23 protein-coding genes (1 of these 23 running past the window's edge) are annotated in these 20,614 nt (G+C 58.5%); 5 read left to right on the forward strand and 18 right to left on the reverse strand.

What is annotated here, in order from left to right:
• The 6 genes in view from ONZ54_RS22375 to ONZ54_RS22400 are tightly spaced (at most 2 nt apart) and all read right to left on the reverse strand, a layout consistent with a single transcriptional unit that may run on beyond the window.
• On the reverse strand, positions 1–246 hold the start of the coding sequence (locus ONZ54_RS22375; protein WP_271787192.1) for a tetratricopeptide repeat protein. Its footprint begins 933 nt before the window's first position; the window shows 246 of its 1,179 coding nt (coding positions 1–246); its start codon is at positions 244–246; the stop codon falls past the left edge of the window.
• 2 nt (positions 247–248) lie between these two features.
• Positions 249–911, reverse strand: coding sequence for an energy transducer TonB (locus ONZ54_RS22380; protein ID WP_113721775.1), 663 nt, complete (start codon positions 909–911; stop codon positions 249–251).
• The gene (locus tag ONZ54_RS22385; protein WP_005321875.1) at positions 908–1,309 is read right to left on the reverse strand and encodes an ExbD/TolR family protein; all 402 of its coding nucleotides are present in this window, start codon (positions 1,307–1,309) and stop codon (positions 908–910) included. The genes ONZ54_RS22380 and ONZ54_RS22385 overlap by 4 nt, the downstream gene beginning before the upstream one ends.
• Positions 1,306–1,836 carry a MotA/TolQ/ExbB proton channel family protein gene (locus ONZ54_RS22390; protein ID WP_005321870.1) on the reverse strand — a complete coding sequence of 177 codons (531 nt, stop codon included), beginning with the start codon at positions 1,834–1,836 and terminating at the stop codon, positions 1,306–1,308. The genes ONZ54_RS22385 and ONZ54_RS22390 overlap by 4 nt, the downstream gene beginning before the upstream one ends.
• Positions 1,833–3,128 carry a MotA/TolQ/ExbB proton channel family protein gene (locus ONZ54_RS22395; protein ID WP_271787193.1) on the reverse strand — a complete coding sequence of 432 codons (1,296 nt, stop codon included), beginning with the start codon at positions 3,126–3,128 and terminating at the stop codon, positions 1,833–1,835. The genes ONZ54_RS22390 and ONZ54_RS22395 overlap by 4 nt, the downstream gene beginning before the upstream one ends.
• A complete protein-coding gene (locus ONZ54_RS22400; RefSeq protein WP_271787194.1) occupies positions 3,125–3,886 on the reverse strand; it encodes a DUF3450 domain-containing protein in 762 nt (253 codons plus the stop codon). Before ONZ54_RS22400 ends, ONZ54_RS22395 begins: the two co-directional genes overlap by 4 nt.
• 209 nt (positions 3,887–4,095) lie before the next feature.
• Here ONZ54_RS22400 and ONZ54_RS22405 point away from each other — a divergent pair, with 209 nt between their 5' ends.
• Entirely contained in the window at positions 4,096–4,872 is a 777-nt protein-coding gene (locus ONZ54_RS22405) for a helix-turn-helix transcriptional regulator (protein ID WP_005321862.1), read from the forward strand.
• 68 nt (positions 4,873–4,940) lie between these two features.
• Here the strand turns inward: ONZ54_RS22405 and glmS are convergent, their stop codons facing one another.
• Together glmS and ONZ54_RS22415 are read right to left on the reverse strand one after the other, a co-directional pair.
• Positions 4,941–6,773 carry a glutamine--fructose-6-phosphate transaminase (isomerizing) gene (gene glmS / locus ONZ54_RS22410; protein ID WP_011899256.1) on the reverse strand — a complete coding sequence of 611 codons (1,833 nt, stop codon included), beginning with the start codon at positions 6,771–6,773 and terminating at the stop codon, positions 4,941–4,943.
• Between the two features lie 58 nt (positions 6,774–6,831).
• Entirely contained in the window at positions 6,832–7,605 is a 774-nt protein-coding gene (locus ONZ54_RS22415; protein WP_005319642.1) for a DeoR/GlpR family DNA-binding transcription regulator, read from the reverse strand.
• 123 nt (positions 7,606–7,728) lie between these two features.
• On the opposite strand from ONZ54_RS22415, the gene blrA reads away from it, so the two are divergent.
• From blrA to creD, 4 genes are all read left to right on the forward strand, one after another.
• Entirely contained in the window at positions 7,729–8,403 is a 675-nt protein-coding gene (gene blrA, locus ONZ54_RS22420) for a beta-lactam response regulator transcription factor BlrA (protein WP_271787195.1), read from the forward strand.
• 58 nt (positions 8,404–8,461) lie between these two features.
• Positions 8,462–9,883: a beta-lactam sensor histidine kinase BlrB gene (gene blrB / locus ONZ54_RS22425; RefSeq protein WP_131731202.1), complete on the forward strand. Its 1,422-nt coding sequence runs from the start codon at positions 8,462–8,464 to the stop codon at positions 9,881–9,883.
• A gap of 76 nt (positions 9,884–9,959) precedes the next feature.
• The gene (locus ONZ54_RS22430) at positions 9,960–10,754 is read left to right on the forward strand and encodes a class D beta-lactamase OXA-956 (RefSeq protein ID WP_021139936.1); all 795 of its coding nucleotides are present in this window, start codon (positions 9,960–9,962) and stop codon (positions 10,752–10,754) included.
• A gap of 117 nt (positions 10,755–10,871) precedes the next feature.
• The gene (gene creD / locus ONZ54_RS22435; protein WP_271787196.1) at positions 10,872–12,221 is read left to right on the forward strand and encodes a cell envelope integrity protein CreD; all 1,350 of its coding nucleotides are present in this window, start codon (positions 10,872–10,874) and stop codon (positions 12,219–12,221) included.
• A 61-nt stretch (positions 12,222–12,282) separates the two neighbouring features.
• On the opposite strand, the gene glmU is transcribed toward creD, so the two are convergent.
• The 10 genes from glmU to ONZ54_RS22485 all read right to left on the reverse strand — a co-directional run bounded on the left by glmU (position 12,283) and on the right by ONZ54_RS22485 (position 20,612).
• Positions 12,283–13,644 (reverse strand): bifunctional UDP-N-acetylglucosamine diphosphorylase/glucosamine-1-phosphate N-acetyltransferase GlmU, encoded by a 1,362-nt coding sequence (gene glmU, locus ONZ54_RS22440; RefSeq protein WP_271787197.1) that lies wholly within the window; start codon positions 13,642–13,644, stop codon positions 12,283–12,285.
• A 94-nt stretch (positions 13,645–13,738) separates the two neighbouring features.
• Entirely contained in the window at positions 13,739–14,167 is a 429-nt protein-coding gene (locus tag ONZ54_RS22445) for a F0F1 ATP synthase subunit epsilon (RefSeq protein WP_005319630.1), read from the reverse strand.
• An 18-nt stretch (positions 14,168–14,185) separates the two neighbouring features.
• Positions 14,186–15,574 (reverse strand): F0F1 ATP synthase subunit beta, encoded by a 1,389-nt coding sequence (atpD, locus tag ONZ54_RS22450; RefSeq protein WP_005319628.1) that lies wholly within the window; start codon positions 15,572–15,574, stop codon positions 14,186–14,188.
• A 33-nt stretch (positions 15,575–15,607) separates the two neighbouring features.
• A complete protein-coding gene (gene atpG, locus ONZ54_RS22455; protein WP_271787198.1) occupies positions 15,608–16,474 on the reverse strand; it encodes a F0F1 ATP synthase subunit gamma in 867 nt (288 codons plus the stop codon).
• Positions 16,475–16,517: 43 nt separating this feature from the next.
• Positions 16,518–18,059: a F0F1 ATP synthase subunit alpha gene (gene atpA, locus ONZ54_RS22460; protein ID WP_005319624.1), complete on the reverse strand. Its 1,542-nt coding sequence runs from the start codon at positions 18,057–18,059 to the stop codon at positions 16,518–16,520.
• 15 nt (positions 18,060–18,074) lie between these two features.
• On the reverse strand, positions 18,075–18,608 hold the full coding sequence (gene atpH / locus ONZ54_RS22465) for a F0F1 ATP synthase subunit delta (protein WP_005319621.1): 534 nt from the start codon (positions 18,606–18,608) through the stop codon (positions 18,075–18,077).
• Between the two features lie 13 nt (positions 18,609–18,621).
• Positions 18,622–19,092: a F0F1 ATP synthase subunit B gene (gene atpF / locus ONZ54_RS22470; protein WP_005319619.1), complete on the reverse strand. Its 471-nt coding sequence runs from the start codon at positions 19,090–19,092 to the stop codon at positions 18,622–18,624.
• Between the two features lie 57 nt (positions 19,093–19,149).
• Positions 19,150–19,377, reverse strand: coding sequence for a F0F1 ATP synthase subunit C (gene atpE, locus ONZ54_RS22475; protein ID WP_370881544.1), 228 nt, complete (start codon positions 19,375–19,377; stop codon positions 19,150–19,152).
• Positions 19,378–19,416: 39 nt separating this feature from the next.
• Complete coding sequence (atpB, locus tag ONZ54_RS22480) at positions 19,417–20,196, reverse strand: F0F1 ATP synthase subunit A (RefSeq protein WP_005319615.1); 780 nt, start codon at positions 20,194–20,196, stop codon at positions 19,417–19,419.
• An 8-nt stretch (positions 20,197–20,204) separates the two neighbouring features.
• On the reverse strand, positions 20,205–20,612 hold the full coding sequence (locus ONZ54_RS22485; RefSeq protein ID WP_087756831.1) for an ATP synthase subunit I: 408 nt from the start codon (positions 20,610–20,612) through the stop codon (positions 20,205–20,207).
• Positions 20,613–20,614: the final 2 nt, after the last annotated feature.

Below are 20,614 nucleotides of genomic sequence, written 5' to 3' on the forward strand. Positions count from 1 at the left end.
ATAGCGGCTTGCCTGGGCGGTTTGCTGCAAATTGGCGGCCAGCGAAGCCTGCAACTGGGCCAGCCAGGCGCGCTCGGCATCGGTGTTTGGCTTGAGTACAGACGCCTTGCTCTGAGCCTGTTGCCACTGGCCGGACTGATAGAGCTTCATCACGGGCTCAAGCTGACGAGAGAAATGGGGGCTCACCTCCATCGCAAGACAGGCTTGGCTGACCAGGGCCAGCAGGCAGATCCAGATCCGCAACATAGTTATGACTCCAGTTTGAATTTGAGCGTGATGACTTGCACCAGTTTGTCGCTGGCGCCCGGTCTCGGCTGATAGCGCCACTTGTTGATGGCCTGAATGGCCGCCCGCTCGAACTGACGCTTGGGCTTGGCCTCGATCACTTCCACATCCTGTACTCGCCCTTCAGCATCGACGCTGAAGCGCAGGGTTACGGCGCCTTCGATTCCCGCCTGCTGGGCGCGATAGGGGTAAACCGGTTCGATCCGTTGCAGCGGCATCAACATATCGCCGGCGCCAACACCGGCGCCTTGCTGCTGACCATGAAAGTTACCGCTCAGTACGGGAGCCGTGCTGGTCGCCACACCGGGGGCATAGACCTGCACAGCACTGAGGCTGGATACCAGATCCAGGCTAGGTTGCACCGAAGGCAGCGGCGCTGCAGCCGGCAACGGCATGGGAGTCGACGCCAGTGCGGCGGGAGGTTCCGGCAGGGGTTCCGGCTCTTGCGGCACCGGGCGCTCACGCACCTGCACCTCTGTCACTTCATTCTGCATGTTGATGACGATGGATTTTTGCTCACTCGCCACCTTCTCGCCTTGGGGCGGTTCAACCAGCGTGGCCATGAACAGCAGGATCCCCAGACTGAGGGCAATTCCCAGTCCCAGACTCATCAACTTGTATTTCATTTCGGTGCCACCGCCACGGCAATATTGGCAATGCCCGCCGCCTTGGCCTCATCCATCACCCGCACTACCTTGCCGTGCGGTACTCGCTCGTCGGCCTGGATCACCAGGCTGGCATCGGGCTGTTCCGCCAACAGGCGGGCAATACTGGCCTGTACCCGCTCCACGTCTATCTGCTTGCGGTCGAGGAAGATCTGACCCTGGGCACCTATCGCCAGCATGATGCTGGAGGATTTCTGCGCCTTGGCCTGACTGGCCTGGGGTCTGTGCACCTCGAGCCCGGCTTCACGCACAAAGGAGGTGGTGACAATAAAGAAGATCAGCATGATGAACACGATATCCAGCATGGGGGTCATATCGATCTGCACTTCGTCACGCTGACGTTTGGATTGCCGTCTCATTGCATTACCTTCTCTTCTCGCAGGCCGTCCCGGGTCTTGGCCAGCGCACGCTTGGCCTGGCTCTCGAGTCGGCTGAGTAACAAGACGCCGGAGAGGGCCACCACCATGCCTGCCATGGTGGGGATGGTGGCGCGAGAAATACCGCCCGCCATGCTCTCCGGGTTAAAGCGGTTGGCCGCGGCCAACGCATCGAATACGCCTATCATGCCGGTTACTGTACCGAGCAGGCCCAGCATGGGGCAGAGCACCACCAGGGTGCGGATGAAGATCAGATGACGGTTGAGCTCAAGCTCGGCCTGAGCCAGCCAGCGACCACGAATGGCCCTGGCATGCCAGCTGTGGCGCTCACTGCGCGCCTGCCAGCGGCCAAGCAGCTGTTGCTGCAAGGGGCCAAAGCCCAGATTGAGGTAGAGCAGCCGCTCGATCATCAGAATCCACATCAGCACCAGCAGGGCTAGAATGACCCAGAGCACGGGACCACCACGCCCCATGAAACTCTGCAACTGTTGCCAGATGTCGAGCATCATGCTGCCCGCTCCATCCCGTTGTTATTGCTCTCAGCGCGCTCGGCCAGGATGCCGGCGACTTGCTGCTCCAGCACATTGGAAAGCTCGGTGAAGCGGGACTGCAGCAGGCTGTGAGCCAGGATAAGTGGAATGGCAGCCACCAGACCCTGGACCGTGGTGATCAGCGCCATTGAGATGCCGCCCGCCATGATCTTGGGATCGCCGGTACCGAACTGGGTGATGGCCTGGAAGGTGCCGATCATGCCGGTCACAGTACCGAGCAGACCCAGCATGGGGGCGATGGCCGCGATCACCTTGACCATGCCGATGCCACGCTCCATGCGGGGCGTCTCCTGCAGGATGGCCTCATCCAGCCTCAGCTCGAGGGTTTCCATGCTCAGCTCGGGATGCTGCTCCGCGACCGTCAGCACCCGACCAAGGGCATTGTCGGCGTGATACTCGCCGCTCTTGAGCTGGCGACGCACCAGAGTCAGCTCGCGGGAGAGGCTCCACAATCGCACTGCGGCGATCCCCAGACCGATGGCGGCCAGCAGCACTATGATGGCGCCAACCTGGCCACCCTGTTGAACTTGCTGCCAGAAAGTAGGCGCCTGTGCCAGCATCTCCAGCAGGGTGCCGTGGGAAGGATCCAGCGGCAGAGTTTCTCCCTCCTGACCCTGATAGGCCGCAACCTCGGAGAGCACGCCACCTGGCAGACCCAGCACAGGGCTCAACCCCTCGGCAGTGGGCTGCAGGAAACCGTCACCACCAAACAGGGCAAAGCTGCCGACCCGGGTCAGCGGCTGCTCGCTGGCAGCGCCCTGGGCATCGAGCACCTTGCCGTCGAACTGGGCAATCCGGCCAGACTCGCGGATCTCTTGCAGCAGAGTCGCAGGCAACAGGGCGAGGGCAGCGCGATCCGGGACCTGCTTCTCCTGCGCCATGGCTTTCAACGGGGCGAGGCGATCGGGATATTGACCTTCTACCGCAGATTCGGCCAGCAGCTTGACCGCATCGCTGGCGCCCTGACGGGTCACGGCAAAAATGTCATTCATGTCACCGGAGACCTGCTCCCACTGACCGTTGAGCTCGACCAGCTGCTTTTCATTGCTGGCGAACTGGCTGGCCAGCTCCTTGCTCAGACGCTGCGCCTCGGCCAGTTTGGCGCGGGCACTGTTGAGCTCTTTGGAGACGGTCGCCAGATCCTTCTGAGCCTGCTGTTCGCGAGCCTGCTCCTGCTGCTGCCAGGCCTCATCGGCGACAGCCACATTGGCACCCAGGGAGAGGGCGATAACGAGGGGGAACCATTTCATGACTGAGCCTCCTGGCTACGGCTGACCGACAGGGGCACATGAAGCAATTGCGGGACTTTCTTGTCGGTGGCCATCTCCAGTGCATCGGCGATGGGGGAGAGCCACTGACTGTCGAGGGCTTGCCACTGCTTTGCTTCCGTAGACCAACGCCATGCCTGACTGCGATCGGCTGTCATGGCCAGCAGGGAGACACGGCCCAGCGCCAGCACGTCGACCCGGCGCTGCGCACCATCCAGCGCCAGCTCGGCGGAATAACTGTCCATCCGGCTGCCGTATTCGGCTTCAATCTGATAGGCCTGCAGCAGCTGACGGAATTTCTCCGCTTCGCTCACATCGGCTCTGGCCAACGTCGCTTTCAGCTGTTCAACCCGTGCCAGGCGATCTTCTTTGCGCAGCGGCAGATCATCTTGCACCAGCTGTTCCAGATGGGCTTGCATCTGCAGCATCAGCGGGATCAGGCCCTGCCGGGTCTCTTGCACCGCCTCCAGCTGCTGGCTCAACTTGCCCAGCTCATTCTGCTGATCGGCCACCAAAGACTGCATGTAGCGGTTGTAGGCTTCCAGATCACGCAGTTGCAGCTGCGCATTTTGCAGCTCCAGTCTGGCGGCAACGGCCGCATCGGCGGCTTTTTCCACACGCTGCTGGGAGACTTTCCCGGCGGCTATGCTGTTCTTCAGTGCAGGCGCGACCAGATCATCGGCGCTGGCAGCGAAGTGGACTGACAATGGCAACAAGGCCAAACCCCAAAACTTGTTCATGATATAAATCTTAACAATGATAACTATTCTCATTATCTCAAAGAGTGGGGTCAGTGGCAATCAGATGATTTTCTTGGCCTTCGGTGGAAAAAACAGGATAATTTTTAAGCAAGCACGGGAGTCACTGGCGTTGGTAGTCACAACACCAAATCAATAAATAAAAAATATCTTTTCGATCAATGTGATAGGGATCGAAAAAGGAGATGTACATGTTTAACGATGCGATCTGGGAACACATCGATCGATTCACCAAGGCCAAGAAGACCAGCGAGATCCAGCAGCAACTGGAGCGCTTCAGTCATCAAATGGGCTTTGATTACTTCCGTCTGCTGATTATTTTCCCCATCAGCATGCAGAAATCCCATGTGGCACTGTTCAACAACTGCCCCACCAGCTGGTTCGAAGCCTACAGCGAACGGCACTACCTGACCCAGGATCCAGTGGTATTCCTGGGCCTGAAGCAGACCCAGCCCATCTTTTGGAACAAGCTCGACTGCGACTCTCCCTGGCTACCCAGCGCCAGCCGGGAAGTCATGAATCTGGCAGCCGACTTCGGAGTGAGAAACGGCGTCTCCTTCCCGCTGCATACGCCGCAGGGGGAACACGGCATCCTCTCTTTCATCAGCAAGGAAAAATCCAATTCCGATCTGATGTTTGAAAACGTTCCCTTGCTGTCGTTCTGCGCCAGCTACATCTTCAATTCGGCGTTGCAGCTGATAAAGAGCAGACCGGATTTGATGAAGCACCTCACTGAGCTGTCGGATCGGGAGAAGGAGTGCCTGTTCTGGGCCAGTGAGGGCAAGACCTCCTGGGAGATCGCCACCATACTCGGCATCAGCGAGCGGACCGTGAACTTCCACCTCAACCAGGTCACCAACAAGACCGACTCGAAGAACCGCAACCAGGCGATCGCCAAGAGCATCTCCAGTGGCATCATAGTGCCTTCGCTGGACGACGTGACCATCACCAACCTGCGGCTGTCATAGCGGCCACCCCGCCAGATAGCCAAAAAAAAGAGCCGCAATGCGGCTCTTTTTTCATTTCAGACAACGGCTTATTCCACGGTTACGGATTTCGCCAGGTTGCGTGGCTGATCCACGTCCGTGCCCTTGATGAGGGCAACATGGTAGGAGAGCAGCTGCAACGGCACTGTGTAGACGATGGGGGCTATCATCTCTTCCACGTGGTTCAGGCTCATCACCCGCATGGTGGCATCGCTCTTGAAGCCGGCGTTCGCATCGGCGAACACGTAAAGGATACCGCCACGAGCACGGACCTCTTCCACGTTGGACTTGAGCTTCTCCAGCAGATCGTTGTTCGGCGCCACAACTATGATGGGCATCTCGGCATCGATCAGCGCCAGCGGGCCGTGCTTCAGTTCACCGGCGGCATAGGCTTCGGCATGGATGTAGGAGATCTCTTTGAGCTTGAGCGCCCCCTCCATCGCGATGGGGTACTGACTGCCACGGCCGAGGAACAGGCTGTGGTGCTTGTCGGCGAACTCTTCGGCCAGAGCCTCGATGTCCTTGGCCAGCGCCAGGCTCTCCTTGATGCGCAGTGGCAGTGCTTGCAGCGCCTTGACCAGCTCGGCCTCGGCTTCGGCGCTCAGGTTGCCACGGCAGTGACCAACGGAGGCCACCAGCATCAGCAGACCGGCCAACTGGGTGGTGAATGCCTTGGTGGAAGCCACGCCGATTTCGGCACCGGCACGGGTCATGAAGGCCAGATCCGATTCACGCACCAGAGAGGAACCCGGCACGTTGCAGATGGCCAGCGAGCTCATGTAGCCGGACTGCTTGGCCAGTCGCAGGGCGGCCAGGGTATCGGCGGTCTCGCCACTCTGGGACAGGGTCACCAGCAGGCTGTTGGGACGCACCACGGATTTGCGATAGCGGAACTCGGAGGCGATCTCCACGTCGCAGGAGACGCCAGCTATCTCTTCGAACCAGTAGCGAGCGACCATGCCCGAGTTGTAGGAAGTGCCGCAGGCGACAATCTGGACGTGCTCGACCTTGTCAAAAATGGCGCGGGCGCCGTTGCCGAACGACTCGACTACAACGTGATCCGAACCCAGACGGCCTTCCAGGGTATTGGTAATCGCTTTGGGCTGCTCGTAGATCTCCTTGAGCATGTAGTGACGGTATTCGCCCTTGTCACCGGCATCGTGAGAAAGTTCGGACTCCAGCTCCTCGCGCACCACGGCATCACCGTGAGTATCAAAGATATGCACATCGCGACGGGTCACCTCGGCCACATCACCCTCTTCCAGGAAGATGAAGCGACGGGTCACCGGCAGCAGCGCCATCTGGTCGGAGGCAATGAAGTTCTCGCCTATGCCACGGCCAATCACCAGCGGGGAGCCGGAGCGAGCCACGACCACGCGGCTGTCATCACGGCTGTCCATCACCACAGTGCCATAAGCACCGCGCAGCTGTTTCACCGCAATCTGCATGGCGGCCAGCAGGCTGTCGGCAGATTTCAGTTCGTGGTGCACCAGATGGGCGATCACTTCGGTGTCGGTGTCTGAGCTGAACACATAACCCAGCCCCTGCAGCTCGGCACGCAGCTCTTCGTGGTTCTCTATGATGCCGTTGTGTACAACAACGATATGCTCGGAGACGTGAGGATGGGCATTGCGCTCGGACGGCTCGCCATGGGTAGCCCAACGGGTATGGGCGATACCGGTTCCACCATGGACGGACTGCTCCTCCAGCGCCTTGGCCAGCTCGGCCACCTTGCCCAGACGGCGAACCCGCTGCAGCGGCTGGTTGGCGCTGAACACGGCCACACCGGCCGAGTCGTAGCCGCGATATTCCAGACGGCGCAGGCCTTCTACCAGGATTTCAGCCACATCACGTTGGGCGACGGCCCCGACGATGCCACACATACACTTCTCCTCAAGACGTAATAAACGGAAATTGATTTGGATGGTTCAGATAAAAATGTCAGCCAACAACCGGGGCGCAGATCAGCGTGATCCCCCTGGCTTGAATTTGTTCTCTGGCCGAGGTGGCCAGCCCTTCATCGGTCACCAGGGTATGGATGCTCGACCAGGGCAGCTCCAGATTGGGGATCTTGCGGCCAATCTTCTCCGACTCGACCATGACGATGACCTCCCGCGATACCTCGGCCATCACCCGGGACAGGCCCACCAGCTCGTTGAAGGTGGTGGTGCCCCGCTCCGGATCTATGCCATCGGCACCGATGAACAGCTGGTCAAAGTCATAGGAGCGCAGCACCTGCTCCGCCACCTGACCCTGAAAGGATTCAGAGTGGGGATCCCAGGTACCGCCGGTCATCAGCAGAGTGGGCTCGTTCTCCAGCTCGCGCAGGGCACCGGCCACATTGAGGGAGTTGGTCATGACGATGAGGCCGCGCTTGTTGCCAAGCATGGGGATCATGGCGCTGGTGGTGCTGCCGCTGTCGATGATGACGCGATTGTGATCGCGGATCCGTTCGGCGGCGGCACGGGCAATTGATAGCTTTCGTTTCGAAACTTGCTCCGGATTGCTGTCCACCACCATCTCGCTCGGCAGAGGCACGGCACCACCATAACGACGCAACAGCAGGCCACCGGTTTCCAGCACAGCGAGATCTTTTCGGATGGTCACTTCCGAGGTGGAGAAGTGCTTGGCGAGAGTATCGACACTCACTTCACCCTGCTCCTGCACCAGATTCACTATGGTGTGACGGCGCTGCTGAGTATTACGTTTGGTCATTATTAAGTTTCGATTCGAAAGAATTGCGAAATGTTAGCGCCTTTTTCGGAAAAGTAAAACAGCAAATAGGATCCGATTTGGTTCGATGCCAGAATGGGGCAGCTGATTTGCGACGAGGACGCCATGCAAAAAAAAGTCATCTGGCTGGTGGAAGATGAGGCCAGCATCGCCGACACCCTGATCTATGCGCTGCAAACCGATGGTTTCGAGGTGGAGTGGTTTCCCCTTGGCCAGACGCTGTTGACGCGACTGGAACAGACGCGACCCGATTTCCTGATCCTGGATGTGGGGCTGCCGGACATCAGCGGCTTCGAGTTGTGCAAGCAGGTACGAGGCCGCTGCGACACCCCCCTGATGTTTCTCACCGCCCGCAGCGAGGAGATAGACAGGCTGATAGGGCTGGAAATTGGCGCCGACGATTATGTGGCCAAGCCGTTCTCGCCACGGGAAGTGTGTGCCCGGGTACGAGTGATACTGCGCCGCAGCCAGCCGGCAGCCACCCAACCGAGCCAGTTGCTGGCACTGGATGAGGAGCGGGCACGCATCAGCTTTCACGGCCAACCGCTGGCCCTCACCCGTTACGAGTACCTGCTGCTCAAGACGCTGATGCAGGCACCTGGGCGGGTCTACTCTCGTCAGCAGTTAATGGATCTGGTGTGGAGCGAGGCGGAAGAGAGCCTGGATCGCACCGTCGACACCCACATCAAGACCATTCGCGCCAAGCTGCGGGAACGTGACGCTGACGCCAACCTGATCCTGACCCATCGCGGGCTGGGCTACAGCCTGGAACTGGCATGAGGATCGGCCTGCAGCAAGCATATGGTCTGGCGCCCGGATACAAACGGATAGAACTGGTATGAGAATAGGACTGCAACTGCTGTGCGGACTGGTGCTGATCTTCGCGCTGGCGGCTTGGTTTGTGCTGGAGATCTTCGTCGAGGAGATAAAACCCGGGGTGCGCAGCGCCACCGAAGATACCCTGGTTGACATGGCCCAGATGCTGGCACCGCTGGCACTGGACGATCTGCAGGAAGGGAAAATGGCCGATGGCAGGCTGGCCAGCGCCTTCGCCCGCCTCAACCAGAGCCCCATCAATGCCCTGATCGACGGGCACCTCAAGCAACAGGCTGAATATCGCATCTATGTGACCGACGCTAAGGGCAAGGTGGTCTATGACTCGGACGGGGTGGATCTGGGCAAGGACTATTCGCGCTGGAACGACGTCTACCGTACCCTGCGTGGCCAGTACGGGGCTCGCAGTACCCGCAGCGATCCGGATGATCCCGCCAGCTCCGTCATGCACGTGGCCGCGCCGCTGCGTGAGGGGGGGGACATACTGGGCTCCCTCACGGTCGCCAAACCCAACCGCACTCTGATGCCAATGATAGAGCGCAGCGAACACCAGCTATTGCAGGCGGCAGCCATGCTGTTGCTCATCTCGCTGCTGATCGGCGCCCTGCTGGCATGGTGGCTCAACCGCGCCATCGGCAAGCTGGTGCACTACGCCGATGCGGTCAGTCACAACCAGCCTGCCACTCTGCCGGGACTCCACAGCCCGGAGCTGGAGCGACTCGGTCGTTCCCTCGAAACCATGCGCCGTCAGCTCGATGGAAAGGCCTATATCGAATCCTATGTACACAGCCTGACCCACGAGCTCAAAAGCCCGCTGGCCGCCATTCGCGGGGCTGGAGAGCTGCTGGCCGAAGCGCCCCCCCCCGAGGTGGCTCGACGTTTCATCGGCAACATCAATCTGGAAACAGCCCGCATGCAGCAGTTGATAGAACGCATGCTGCAACTGGCCAAGCTGGAATCGGGGCAGGGGCTGGATCGCCAGGCAACCGAACCAGCCAGACTGGGCAAGCGGGTACTTGATGCCCGCCAGATCATAGCCCAGCGTCGTCAGGTAACCCTGGTGGCCGAACTGGCCGACGCCTCAAAGCAGAAGTGGGATCCCCTGCTGGTAGAGCAGGCCCTCGGCAACCTGCTGGACAACGCCCTCGACTTCTCCCCTGCCGGCAGCACTGTCAGATTGACCGGCGAGATGCATGCAGACGGCTATCGCTTTCAGGTACGGGATCAGGGCCCCGGCATTCCGGACTATGCCCTGCCACGCATCTTCGAGCGTTTCTACTCCCTGCCCAGACCCGACAAGGGCAAGAGCAGCGGTCTGGGGCTCAGCTTTGCCACAGAAGTGGCACGCCAGCATGGCGGTCGGCTGCACCTCTGCAACCAGCCAGAAGGTGGCGTGCTGGCCGAACTCTGGCTGCCAGCCGGCTGACACTTCACATTGGGCACATAAAGTGGAGCTATGCTGCCGCCTCCCGGCCCTTTGTCCCATTCTCCAAGGAGACCCCATGTCCCGGATCCTGTTACCCGGCCTGCTCGCAGCAGGCCTAATATTCTCACTGCCAGCCAGCGCGGCCTCCGGCTGCATGCTGTTTGCCGATGGCACAGGCAAGCCCATCAGCAGCCAAGGGGATTGCTCCAGCCAGTTGCCACCCGCCTCCACCTTCAAGATACCACTGGCGCTGATGGGCTATGACAGCGGCTTCCTGGTGGATGAAAATCTGCCCGCTCTGCCATTCAAACCCGGCGACGATGACTGGTTGCCCGCCTGGCGCGAGACCACTACCCCGAGCCGCTGGCTCACCTACTCTGTGGTCTGGTACTCCCAGCGTCTCACGGAGTGGCTGGGGATGGAGCGCTTCCAGCAGTATGTCGACCGCTTCGACTACGGCAACCGTGATCTTGCGGGCAATCCCGGCAAGCACGATGGTCTGACCCAGGCCTGGCTCAGTTCGAGCCTCGCCATCAGCCCTCAGGAGCAGGCCCGCTTCCTCGGCAAGATGGTGAGCGGCAAGCTGCCGGTCTCCGCACAGACACTGCAGCACACGGCCAATATCCTGCGCCAGCCCGACATCGATGGCTGGCAGATCCACGGCAAGACCGGCATGGGCTACCCCAAGCTGCTGGATGGCACCCTCAATCGGGATCAGCAGATCGGCTGGTTCGTCGGCTGGGCCAGCAAACCGGGCAAGCAGCTCATCTTTGTCCACACTGTCGTGCAAAAGCCCGGCAAGCAATTCGCCTCGCTCAAGGCGAAGGAAGAGGTGTTTGCCGCCCTGCCTGACCAGCTGAAGAAGCTGTGATCCCAGAACCGGCGCAAGGCGCCGGTTTTTTATCACCCTTCACTCCCGCTTCACACGGCCCCATCTCCTCTTCACCCAAGCCCGGCACACTTGTTCCCGTCAACAAGGAGACGTGTCATGGTCAAACAGATATTCACCCACAAGATCTTTCTGCTGCTGTTGCTCAGCCTGCTGCTGATGGTGCCGGTGCAATCCATCATGGAGCTGAACCGGGAGCGTCAGGCCTATCGCAGTCAGGCCATCCACAGCATCATGGCCAGCAGCAGCGGACCGCAGCGGCTGCTCGGGCCGGTCGTGGTGCAGCCTTACACCCGCACCGTCATCATGGAGCAGGATGGCAAGCGCTTCGAACGCAAGCTGCAGCTCTACCGCTACCTGCTGCCGGAACAGCTGGATGTGCGGGCCAGCATGGAAGTGACCCCCCGCAAGCTCGGCATCTATCAGGCCCAGGTCTACCAGACCCGGATCTCCCTCTCCGGGCATCTGCCAACCCGGCTGGAAGGCAAGACGCTGGTATCCGGTGATCCCGATCTGAGCGTCGATGGCGCCGATCCGGCATTGGTGGCGGGCAAACCCTATCTGAGCCTGGTGCTGTCCGATGCCCGCGGTATCAACAGCGTCCCCGAACTGCAATTGGGGGAAGCGCGCATTCCGTTTGCCCCTGGTGCCCGGCTGGGTGACGGTCTGGCCGGTATCCATGCCCCCCTCGATACCTTGCCGGACGACAATGGCGTCTTCCATATCGAACTGAATCTGCAGGGCATGAACACCCTCGAAGTCGTGCCGCTCGGCCAGGACAGCAAGCTTCACCTCAGTAGCAACTGGCCTCACCCCAATTTCATCGGCGACTTTCTCCCCGGCAACCGGACCTTGGATCAGCAAGGTTTCGAGGCCAGCTGGCAGACCAGCTGGTTTGCCACCGACATGGAGACCCGCTTCAATCGCATGATGAAGGGAGTCAGCGGCGATCTGCCCGCCTTCAGCGTCAGCCTGGTGCAGACGGTGGATCACTATCAGCTGAACGAGCGGGCGGCCAAGTATGCACTGCTGTTTATCGGCCTCACCTTCATCAGCTTCTTCATGTTCGAACTGCTCAAGGGGTTGCGGGTACACCCGATCCAGTACGCTCTGGTGGGCATGGGGCTGGCGATCTTCTATCTGGTGCTGCTGGCACTGACCGAGCACCTGGGCTTTGGCTGGGCGTATCTCATCGCCAGTCTCGCCAGCGTGCTGCTCAACGGTTTTTACCTTAGCCATGTGCTGGGCGGGCCTAAACAGGGGCTCGGCTTCGCGGCCTTGCTGGGGCTGGTTTACGCCATACTGTTCGGCCTGTTGCAAGCAGAAGAGATAGCCCTGCTGCTCGGCGCCCTGCTGCTGTTCGCCATACTGGCACTGGTCATGATGCTGACCCGCAAGCTGGACTGGTATCGCGTGATGGGCAACAACTCACCACCCCGTGAACCATAAGGGATCTGCCGGAAACAAAACCGGCGCCATCAGGCGCCGGTTGCATTTTATTGATCGGGTATCACTTCTTCTTGACCGGACGGGCCCAATTCTTGATGTGGCGCTGGGGCACACGGGTGATGACCAGCTCGTTCTCGGCCACATCCTTGGTGATGGTTGAACCGGCCCCCAGGGTAGCGCCCTTGCCGATGCGCACCGGCGCTACCAGCTGGGTATCGGAGCCAACAAACACATCATCCTCTATGATGGTCTGGAACTTGTTCACACCGTCGTAGTTGCAGGTGATGGTGCCGGCACCGATATTCACCTTGGCACCCACCTCGGCATCCCCCAGATAAGTGAGGTGACCACACTTGGAACCGACCCCGAGACGGGATTTCTTCATCTCGACGAAGTTGCCGACGTGGGCATCCTGCTCCAGCACGGCGCCAGGACGCAGACGGGCAAACGGGCCGACGGAACACAGATCCGCCACCTGAGCCCCTTCGATGATGGAGTAAGGTTTCACATCGGTATGATCGCCGATGACGCAATCCTTCAGCACGCTGCCAGCCCCGATGCGTACGTGGTTGCCGAGCGTCACCTTGCCTTCGATGATGACGTTGACGTCGATCACCACCTCTTCACCGATCTCGAGCGACCCACGCAGATCGAAACGAGCGGGGTCGAGCAGGGTCGCACCTGCGATCATCAGCTTCTCGGCCTGCATCTTCTGGTAGCTGCGCTCGAGCGCTGCCAGCTGAACCCGGTTGTTGGCGCCTTCCACTTCCATGGCGCTGTCAGGATGGACGGCGGCGATGGGGCAACCATCGGCATGAGCCATGGCGATCACGTCGGTCAGGTAGAGTTCGCCCTGAGCATTATTGTTGTCCAAGCGCGACAACCAGCCACGCAAGTCGGCGCCGTTGGCCACCAGTACACCCGTATTCACTTCACGGATGGTCAGCTGCTCGGCATTGGCATCCTTCTGCTCGACAATACCGACCACCTGGCCGTTTTCCCGCACGATACGACCGTAGCCAGTGGGGTTGTCCAGTACCACTGTCAGCAGCGCCATGCCCTTGTCGGCCTTGGCGGCCAGCAGCCGTTGCAGTGTCTCGGGCTGGATCAGCGGGGTATCGCCGTAGAGCACCAGCACGTCATCTTCATCTTTCCAGAACGGGATCGCCTGGGCGACGGCATGGCCGGTACCCAGTTGCTGCGCCTGCAGCACCCAGTTCAGGTCGGGCGCCAGGATCCGCTCCTTCAACAGCTCGGCACCGTGGCCATACACCAGATGCAACTGCTCGGCACCGACCTGACGGGCGGTGTCGATCACATGGGAAACCATGGGTTTATTGGCTACCGGATGCAGCACTTTGGGCAGGACAGAGCGCATGCGAGTACCTTTACCCGCAGCCAGGATCACGACGTTGAGGGACATAATTCGACCTTTGGAACATGAAAAAATACTCGGCGGAGTCTATCCAACGAGCAAAAAAAAAGCGACCAGAAGGTCGCTTTTTACATCACCGCAATTAACGGTAATTCTTTTTGACGATATCGATAACCCGCAGTTGGGCCATCGCCTTGGCCAGCTCGGTGGCGGCCTGGGCGTAGTCGATATCACCATGGGAGCTGTGGATCCGCGCTTCGGCCGCACGTTTGGCTTCCAGGGCTTTCGCCTCATCCAAATCCTTGGCACGAATCGCAGTGTCCGCCAGTACGGTCACAGATTCGGGTTGTACTTCCAGCATACCGCCGGAGATGTACAGCACCTCTTCCGCTCCATTCTGCTTCACCAGACGGACCAGGCCCGGCTTGATGGCAGTCAACAACGGAGCATGACCGTGACGGAGACCCAGCTCACCCTCGAGGCCTGATACCTGAGCAGATTGCACGCGACCGGAAAACAGTTTCCCTTCGGCGCTCACCACATCCAGGTGAAAGGAGATCATCTCAGCCATGGGCCCTCCTATCGAGGCTTACAGTTTCTTGGATTTCTCGACGACTTCGTCGATGCTGCCAACCATGTAAAACGCCTGCTCAGGCAGATCGTCATACTCGCCTTTCAGGATGCCCTGGAAACCACGGATGGTCTCTTTCAGCGGCACGTATTTGCCCGGAGAACCGGTAAACACTTCTGCCACGAAGAACGGCTGGGACAAGAAACGCTCTATCTTACGGGCTCGGGCTACGGTCAGTTTGTCTTCTTCTGACAGTTCATCCATACCCAGGATGGCGATGATGTCCTTCAGCTCTTTGTAACGCTGCAGCACTGTCTGAACGCCACGAGCAGTCTCGTAGTGCTCTTTGCCAACGACCAGCGGATCCAGCTGACGGGAGGTGGAGTCCAGCGGGTCAACGGCCGGGTAGATACCCAGTGCCGCGATCTGACGGGACAGAACGACAGTGGCGTCCAGGTGGGCGAAGGTGGTCGCCGGAGACGGGTCGGTCAAGTCATCCGCAGGCACGTAAACGGCCTGGACTGACGTGATGGAACCGGTCCGGGTGGAGGTGATGCGCTCTTGCAGAACACCCATCTCCTCGGCCAGGGTCGGCTGGTAACCTACTGCAGACGGCATACGGCCCAGCAGTGCGGATACCTCGGTGCCCGCGAGCGTGTAACGGTAGATGTTGTCCACGAAGAACAGCACGTCACGACCTTCGTCACGGAACTTCTCGGCCATGGTCAGGCCGGTCAGTGCTACGCGCAGACGGTTTCCAGGCGGCTCGTTCATCTGACCGTAAACCAGAGATACTTTGTCCAGTACGTTGGACTCCATCATCTCGTGGTAGAAGTCGTTACCCTCACGGGTACGCTCACCCACACCGGCGAACACGGAATAACCGCTGTGCTCGATGGCGATGTTACGGATCAGCTCCATCATGTTGACGGTTTTGCCTACACCGGCACCACCGAACAGACCGACTTTACCACCCTTGGCGAACGGACATACCAGGTCGATAACCTTGATGCCGGTCTCCAGCAGGTCGTTGCTGTTGGACTGATCTTCGTAGCTGGGGGCCGCGCGGTGGATGGACCAACGCTCTTCCTCACCGATCGGACCTTTTTCGTCGATCGGCTCACCCAGTACGTTCATGATCCGACCCAGAGTCGATACACCGACCGGCACCTGGATGGATTTACCGCTATTCATTACTTCCAACCCACGACGCAGACCGTCGGAGGAGCCCATGGTGATGCAACGAACGACGCCGCCACCGATCTGTTGCTGAACTTCCAGCACCAGACCCTGACCTTGACCTTCGCTGACGACCTTGACTGCGTCGTACACCTGGGGCACGGCATCCTGCGGGAACTCGATGTCCACCACAGCGCCGATGATTTGGACGATGAAACCGTTACTCATGTCAAATCCTCTAAACCTTTGATAACCCTTGCCTTACACCGCAGCAGCACCGGATACGATCTCTGTCAGTTCCTGGGTAATACTGGCCTGACGGGCCTTGTTGTACACCAGTTGCAGGTCGTTAATCAGGTTGCCGGCGTTGTCAGTCGCGGCTTGCATGGCAACCATTCGGGCTGCCTGTTCACTTGCCAAGTTTTCTACCACCCCCTGGTATACCTGGGATTCGACATAGCGAATCAGCAGGGTGTCCAGCAGTTGCTTGGGATCCGGCTCATAGATGTAATCCCAGTGGTGTTTCTTGGCGAGCTTGCTGTCTTCAGTTACGGGCAAAGGCAGCAGTTGATCGACCCGTGGTTGCTGCACCATGGTGTTCACGAATTTGTTGTACACCAGATACAGCCTGTCAATCTCACCGTTGTCGTAAGCCTTCAGCATGACCTTGACTGAACCAATCAGGTCATTGACGCTCGGGTTGTCACCCAGTCCTGCGACATGAGCTTGCACCTTGGCGCCGTGCCGTTCAAAGAAGCTGGAGGCCTTGTTGCCGATCAGAGCCAGGTCAACCTTGGCACCTTTCACGCTCCATTGCTTCATATCATTGAGGGCAGCCTTGAACAGGTTGATGTTCAAACCGCCACACAGGCCACGGTCGGTGGAGACGACTATGTAACCCACTCGCTTGACCTCACGTTCCATGAGGTAGGGGTGCTTGTATTCCAAGTTCCCCTGGGCGATATGGCCGATCACCTTGCGCATGGTTTCAGCGTACGGACGGCTGGCAGACATGCGTTCCTGCGCACGGCGCATTTTGCTTGCTGCCACCATTTCCATAGCGCCGGTGATCTTCTGAGTGTTTTTCACACTCCCGATCTTGTTACGTATCTCTTTTGCGCCGGCCATCTCTTACTCTCCATCAGGTGGCAGCTCGCGCTGCCACACACGCTTACCAGGTCTGGGTTGCCTTGAAGTCATCCAGCAACGCAGTCAGCTTGCCAACGATCGCGTCGTTGTAATCTGCTTTGGCATTGATTTCAGCCATCAGCTCAGCATGCTGGGTATTGGCGTAAGAGAGCAGAGCGGCTTCGAAGTCGACAATCTTGTTCAGTTCGACATCGGAGAGATAGCCTTTCTCGGCGGCGAACAGCACCAGCGACTGCTGGGCCACGCTCATCGGAGAGTATTGCTTCTGCTTCATCAGCTCGGTCACTTTCACACCGTGATCCAGCTGCTTGCGAGTTGCCTCGTCCAGATCAGAAGAGAACTGGGCGAATGCCGCCAGCTCGCGATACTGGGCCAGTGCGGTACGGATACCACCGGACAGCTTCTTGACGATCTTGGTCTGAGCAGCACCGCCCACACGGGATACGGAGATACCCGGGTCAACCGCCGGACGAATACCGGAGTTGAACAGCTGTGAAGTCAGGAAGATCTGACCATCGGTGATGGAAATCACGTTGGTCGGTACGAATGCAGACACGTCACCAGCCTGGGTTTCGATGATCGGCAGCGCGGTCAGAGAACCGGTCTGGCCTTTCACAGCACCATTGGTGAACTTCTCTACGTACTCGGCGTTGACGCGAGCAGCACGCTCCAGCAGACGGGAGTGCAGATAGAAAACGTCACCCGGGTAGGCTTCACGTCCTGGCGGACGGCGCAGCAGCAGGGAGATCTGGCGATAAGCTACGGCCTGCTTGGACAGGTCATCATAGATGATCAGCGCGTCTTCACCGCGGTCACGGAAGTACTCACCCATGGAGCAACCGGCATACGGAGCCAGGTATTGCAGGGCGGCAGCTTCGGACGCAGAGGCAACCACCACTATGGTGTTGGCCAGGGCGCCGTGCTCTTCCAGCTTGCGTACCACGTTGGCGATGGTGGAGGCCTTCTGGCCAATCGCAACGTAAACACACTTAATACCAGAGTCTTTCTGGTTGATGATGGTATCGATCGCGATGGCGGTCTTGCCCACCTGACGGTCACCGATGATCAGCTCACGCTGGCCACGACCGATAGGGATCATGGCATCGATGGCTTTCAGACCGGTCTGAACCGGCTGGTCAACGGACTTGCGCTCGATAACGCCCGGGGCGATCACTTCGATCGGCGAGAAGCCGTCGTTTTCGACCGGACCTTTACCGTCGATCGGCTGACCCAGGGTGTTCAGCACCCGGCCCAACAGACCACGACCTACCGGCACTTCCAGAATACGGCCAGTGCCTTTTACTTTCATTCCTTCTGACAGACCGTCATAGGAACCCATGATCACAGCACCAACGGAGTCACGCTCCAGGTTCAATGCCAGAGCGAAGCGGTTGCCCGGCAGCTCGATCATCTCACCTTGCATGGCATCGGCCAGGCCGTGAATACGAATGATACCGTCGCTCACAGAGACGATGGTACCTTCGTTACGCGCTTCACTTTTGACATCAAACTGCGCGATGCGCTGCTTGATAAGCTCGGCGATTTCAGTGGAATTCAGTTGCATGCTCTAATACCCCAATCAAGATTGCAGCGCGTCGGCCATGCGATCCAGCTTACCGCGGACAGAGCCGTCGATAACCAGATCTCCGGCCTTGATGAGCACCCCGGCCATCAAGGACGCATCCATGCTGCAATTCAGCTTCACTTTGCGCGCGAGACGTTTTTCCAGAGAAGCCTGAATATTGGCTTTCTGCTGGTCGGTCAGTTCGATCGCCGAAATCACGTCAGCCTGAACTTCTTTATCCAGTTCAGCCTTGAACGCGACAAATTCAGCAAGGACCGCCGGCAGCACACCCAAGCGACCATTCTCAGCCATTACCCGGATCAGGTTCTGGCCATGCTCGTCGAGTTGCTCACCGCAGACGCCCACAAACAGGTTTGCGAGCTCTTCGGCAGCCACAGAGCCGTGTACCAGGTTGTGAATGGTCTCGTTCTCCGCTACTTGTGCAGCGAAGCCGAGCATCCCCAGCCACTGGTCAACCGCCTTGTGCTCAACGGCAAACTCGAAAGCAGCCTTGGCGTAGGGGCGAGCGATTGTAGTCAGTTCAGACATAGCCCCGTTCCCGTTACAGTTCTGCTACCAGTTTGTCGACGATGTCGCTGTTGGCAGCCTGGTCGATGTGGCGCGCCAGGATCTTCTCTGCGCCCGCAATGGCAAGAGCAGCAACCTGCTTGCGCAGTTCTTCTTTGGCGCGATGACGTTCAGCGTCGATCTCGGCACGGCCCTGAGCCAGGATTTTTTCCCGCTCAGTGTGTGCTCCAACAGCCGCCTCATCAATGATCTGGGCTTTACGTTTGTTAGCCTGTTCAATGATTTGTGCGGCCTGGAGCTTGGCTTCTTTCAGCTGATCGGTGGCGTTGGCCTTGGCCAAATCCAGATCTTTCTTGGCGCGTTCTGCGGAAGAGAGACCATCAGCGATAGCTTTCTGACGAGCCTCGATGGCTGCCATCAGGGGCGGCCATACAAACTTCATGCAGCACCAGACAAAAATGATGAAAGCAAGTGTCTGACCGAGGAGGGTGGCATTGATACTCACAACCAAGACCTCTCTATATGAAATTTAAAAAGAAAGTGATAACAACAGCATCACTTATCAGGCTGCAACCCCGAAAATCAGGTACAGAGCCATACCGACCACGATCATCGGGATTGCGTCGACCAGACCCATTACGATGAAGAAGTTGGTACGCAGGATAGGCATCAGGTCAGGCTGACGAGCAGCACCTTCCAGGAACTTGCCACCCAGCAGAGAGATACCGATAGCGGCACCGACAGCGGCCATACCCAGCATGATTGCAGCGGCGAAGTAAATCATTTCCATCTTTATATTCTCCAAACAGAGCTAGTAAACGTAACAGGATTAATGGTCTTCACTGGCCATCGACAAATAGACAATGGTCAACACCATGAAGATAAAGGCTTGCAGAGTAATTACCAGAATGTGGAACAGCGCCCAAGGCACGCTAAGCAGCCATTGGGACCACCACGGTAGCAGACCGGCGATCAGGATAAATACCAGTTCACCGGCATACATGTTACCGAACAGACGCAGACCCAGAGAGATGGGTTTGGACAGCAGGGTAACCAACTCCAACGCGAGGTTAACAGGGATCAATGCCCAGTGATTGAAAGGGTTGAGGGTCAACTCTTTCACAAAGCCCGAGACACCTTTCATCTTGATACTGTAAATGATGATTAAGGCGAAGACTCCCAGAGCCATGGACATGGTGATGTTAACATCGGCGGAAGGAACTACTCGCAAGTAGGGGATGCCCAGCACTTGTGCCGTGTAGGGCAGGTAGTCAACCGGGATGAGGTCCATCAGGTTCATCAGGAAAACCCAGATGAACACGGTCAGCGCCAGCGGAGCGATCAGCTTGCTCTTACCGTGGAAGATACCCTTGACGGTGTCATCCACAAACTCGACAACCATTTCTACAAAACACTGAAGCTTGCCCGGAACACCGCTGGTCGCAGTCGCGGCCACCTTGCGGAATATCCAGATAAACAGAGCGCCGAGGATAACGGAAAATATCATGGAGTCGATATTTACCGTCCAGAACCCCGAACCCACTTGCAGATGGTGCAGGTGGTGGGAGATGTATCCCTGAGTAGTCAGGGCTTCTCCGGTTGCAGCCATGAGTTTTCCTAGTAGCGGTTATTGAGAACGATCGTGATGACCCATTGGAAAAACAGGGAGAGCGCATAAGTGACATAAAGGGGGAGATGTTCCACCTCGACGTACAGGAGCACTGTCACGAAGAGTGCGACAGTACTTACCAGCTTGATCCCTGCTCCAACACAAAAATCCCACAACACCCAGCCCGCACTCCCGGGGCCAAGCTTCCGGCTCAACGTAAACAGACTGAACAGGAGTTGTGGAATCAGATATACGCCTCCCCCATAGAGGGATGCGTATCCGGCCGGAACACCTCTTAGATGAGCCCAAGTGGCACTCACAGCCAGGATCAGGGTAAGTTGGCAAGCAAGTATAGCCAAGGCCAGTGTCAAACCTTTCCAGGCTAATTTCTGCTCCACCAAATGCCCCCTGAACATTA

The sequence above is a fragment of the Aeromonas salmonicida genome (assembly GCF_028355655.1).
Taxonomy (GTDB): Bacteria; Pseudomonadota; Gammaproteobacteria; order Enterobacterales; family Aeromonadaceae; genus Aeromonas; species Aeromonas salmonicida.

Bases quoted from the DNA above. Each gene is read 5' to 3' on its own strand.
- ONZ54_RS22380 (WP_113721775.1), bottom strand. From the start codon at position 911: ATGAAATACAAGTTGATGAGTCTGGGACTGGGAATTGCCCTCAGTCTG.
- ONZ54_RS22385 (WP_005321875.1), bottom strand. From the start codon at position 1,309: ATGAGACGGCAATCCAAACGTCAGCGTGACGAAGTGCAGATCGATATG.
- ONZ54_RS22390 (WP_005321870.1), bottom strand. From the start codon at position 1,836: ATGATGCTCGACATCTGGCAACAGTTGCAGAGTTTCATGGGGCGTGGT.
- ONZ54_RS22395 (WP_271787193.1), bottom strand. From the start codon at position 3,128: ATGAAATGGTTCCCCCTCGTTATCGCCCTCTCCCTGGGTGCCAATGTG.
- ONZ54_RS22400 (WP_271787194.1), bottom strand. From the start codon at position 3,886: ATGAACAAGTTTTGGGGTTTGGCCTTGTTGCCATTGTCAGTCCACTTC.
- ONZ54_RS22405 (WP_005321862.1), top strand. From the start codon at position 4,096: ATGTTTAACGATGCGATCTGGGAACACATCGATCGATTCACCAAGGCC.
- glmS (WP_011899256.1), bottom strand. From the start codon at position 6,773: ATGTGTGGCATCGTCGGGGCCGTCGCCCAACGTGATGTGGCTGAAATC.
- ONZ54_RS22415 (WP_005319642.1), bottom strand. From the start codon at position 7,605: ATGACCAAACGTAATACTCAGCAGCGCCGTCACACCATAGTGAATCTG.
- blrA (WP_271787195.1), top strand. From the start codon at position 7,729: ATGCAAAAAAAAGTCATCTGGCTGGTGGAAGATGAGGCCAGCATCGCC.
- blrB (WP_131731202.1), top strand. From the start codon at position 8,462: ATGAGAATAGGACTGCAACTGCTGTGCGGACTGGTGCTGATCTTCGCG.
- ONZ54_RS22430 (WP_021139936.1), top strand. From the start codon at position 9,960: ATGTCCCGGATCCTGTTACCCGGCCTGCTCGCAGCAGGCCTAATATTC.
- creD (WP_271787196.1), top strand. From the start codon at position 10,872: ATGGTCAAACAGATATTCACCCACAAGATCTTTCTGCTGCTGTTGCTC.
- glmU (WP_271787197.1), bottom strand. From the start codon at position 13,644: ATGTCCCTCAACGTCGTGATCCTGGCTGCGGGTAAAGGTACTCGCATG.
- ONZ54_RS22445 (WP_005319630.1), bottom strand. From the start codon at position 14,167: ATGGCTGAGATGATCTCCTTTCACCTGGATGTGGTGAGCGCCGAAGGG.
- atpD (WP_005319628.1), bottom strand. From the start codon at position 15,574: ATGAGTAACGGTTTCATCGTCCAAATCATCGGCGCTGTGGTGGACATC.
- atpG (WP_271787198.1), bottom strand. From the start codon at position 16,474: ATGGCCGGCGCAAAAGAGATACGTAACAAGATCGGGAGTGTGAAAAAC.
- atpA (WP_005319624.1), bottom strand. From the start codon at position 18,059: ATGCAACTGAATTCCACTGAAATCGCCGAGCTTATCAAGCAGCGCATC.
- atpH (WP_005319621.1), bottom strand. From the start codon at position 18,608: ATGTCTGAACTGACTACAATCGCTCGCCCCTACGCCAAGGCTGCTTTC.
- atpE (WP_370881544.1), bottom strand. From the start codon at position 19,377: ATGGAAATGATTTACTTCGCCGCTGCAATCATGCTGGGTATGGCCGCT.
- atpB (WP_005319615.1), bottom strand. From the start codon at position 20,196: ATGGCTGCAACCGGAGAAGCCCTGACTACTCAGGGATACATCTCCCAC.
- ONZ54_RS22485 (WP_087756831.1), bottom strand. From the start codon at position 20,612: ATGTTCAGGGGGCATTTGGTGGAGCAGAAATTAGCCTGGAAAGGTTTG.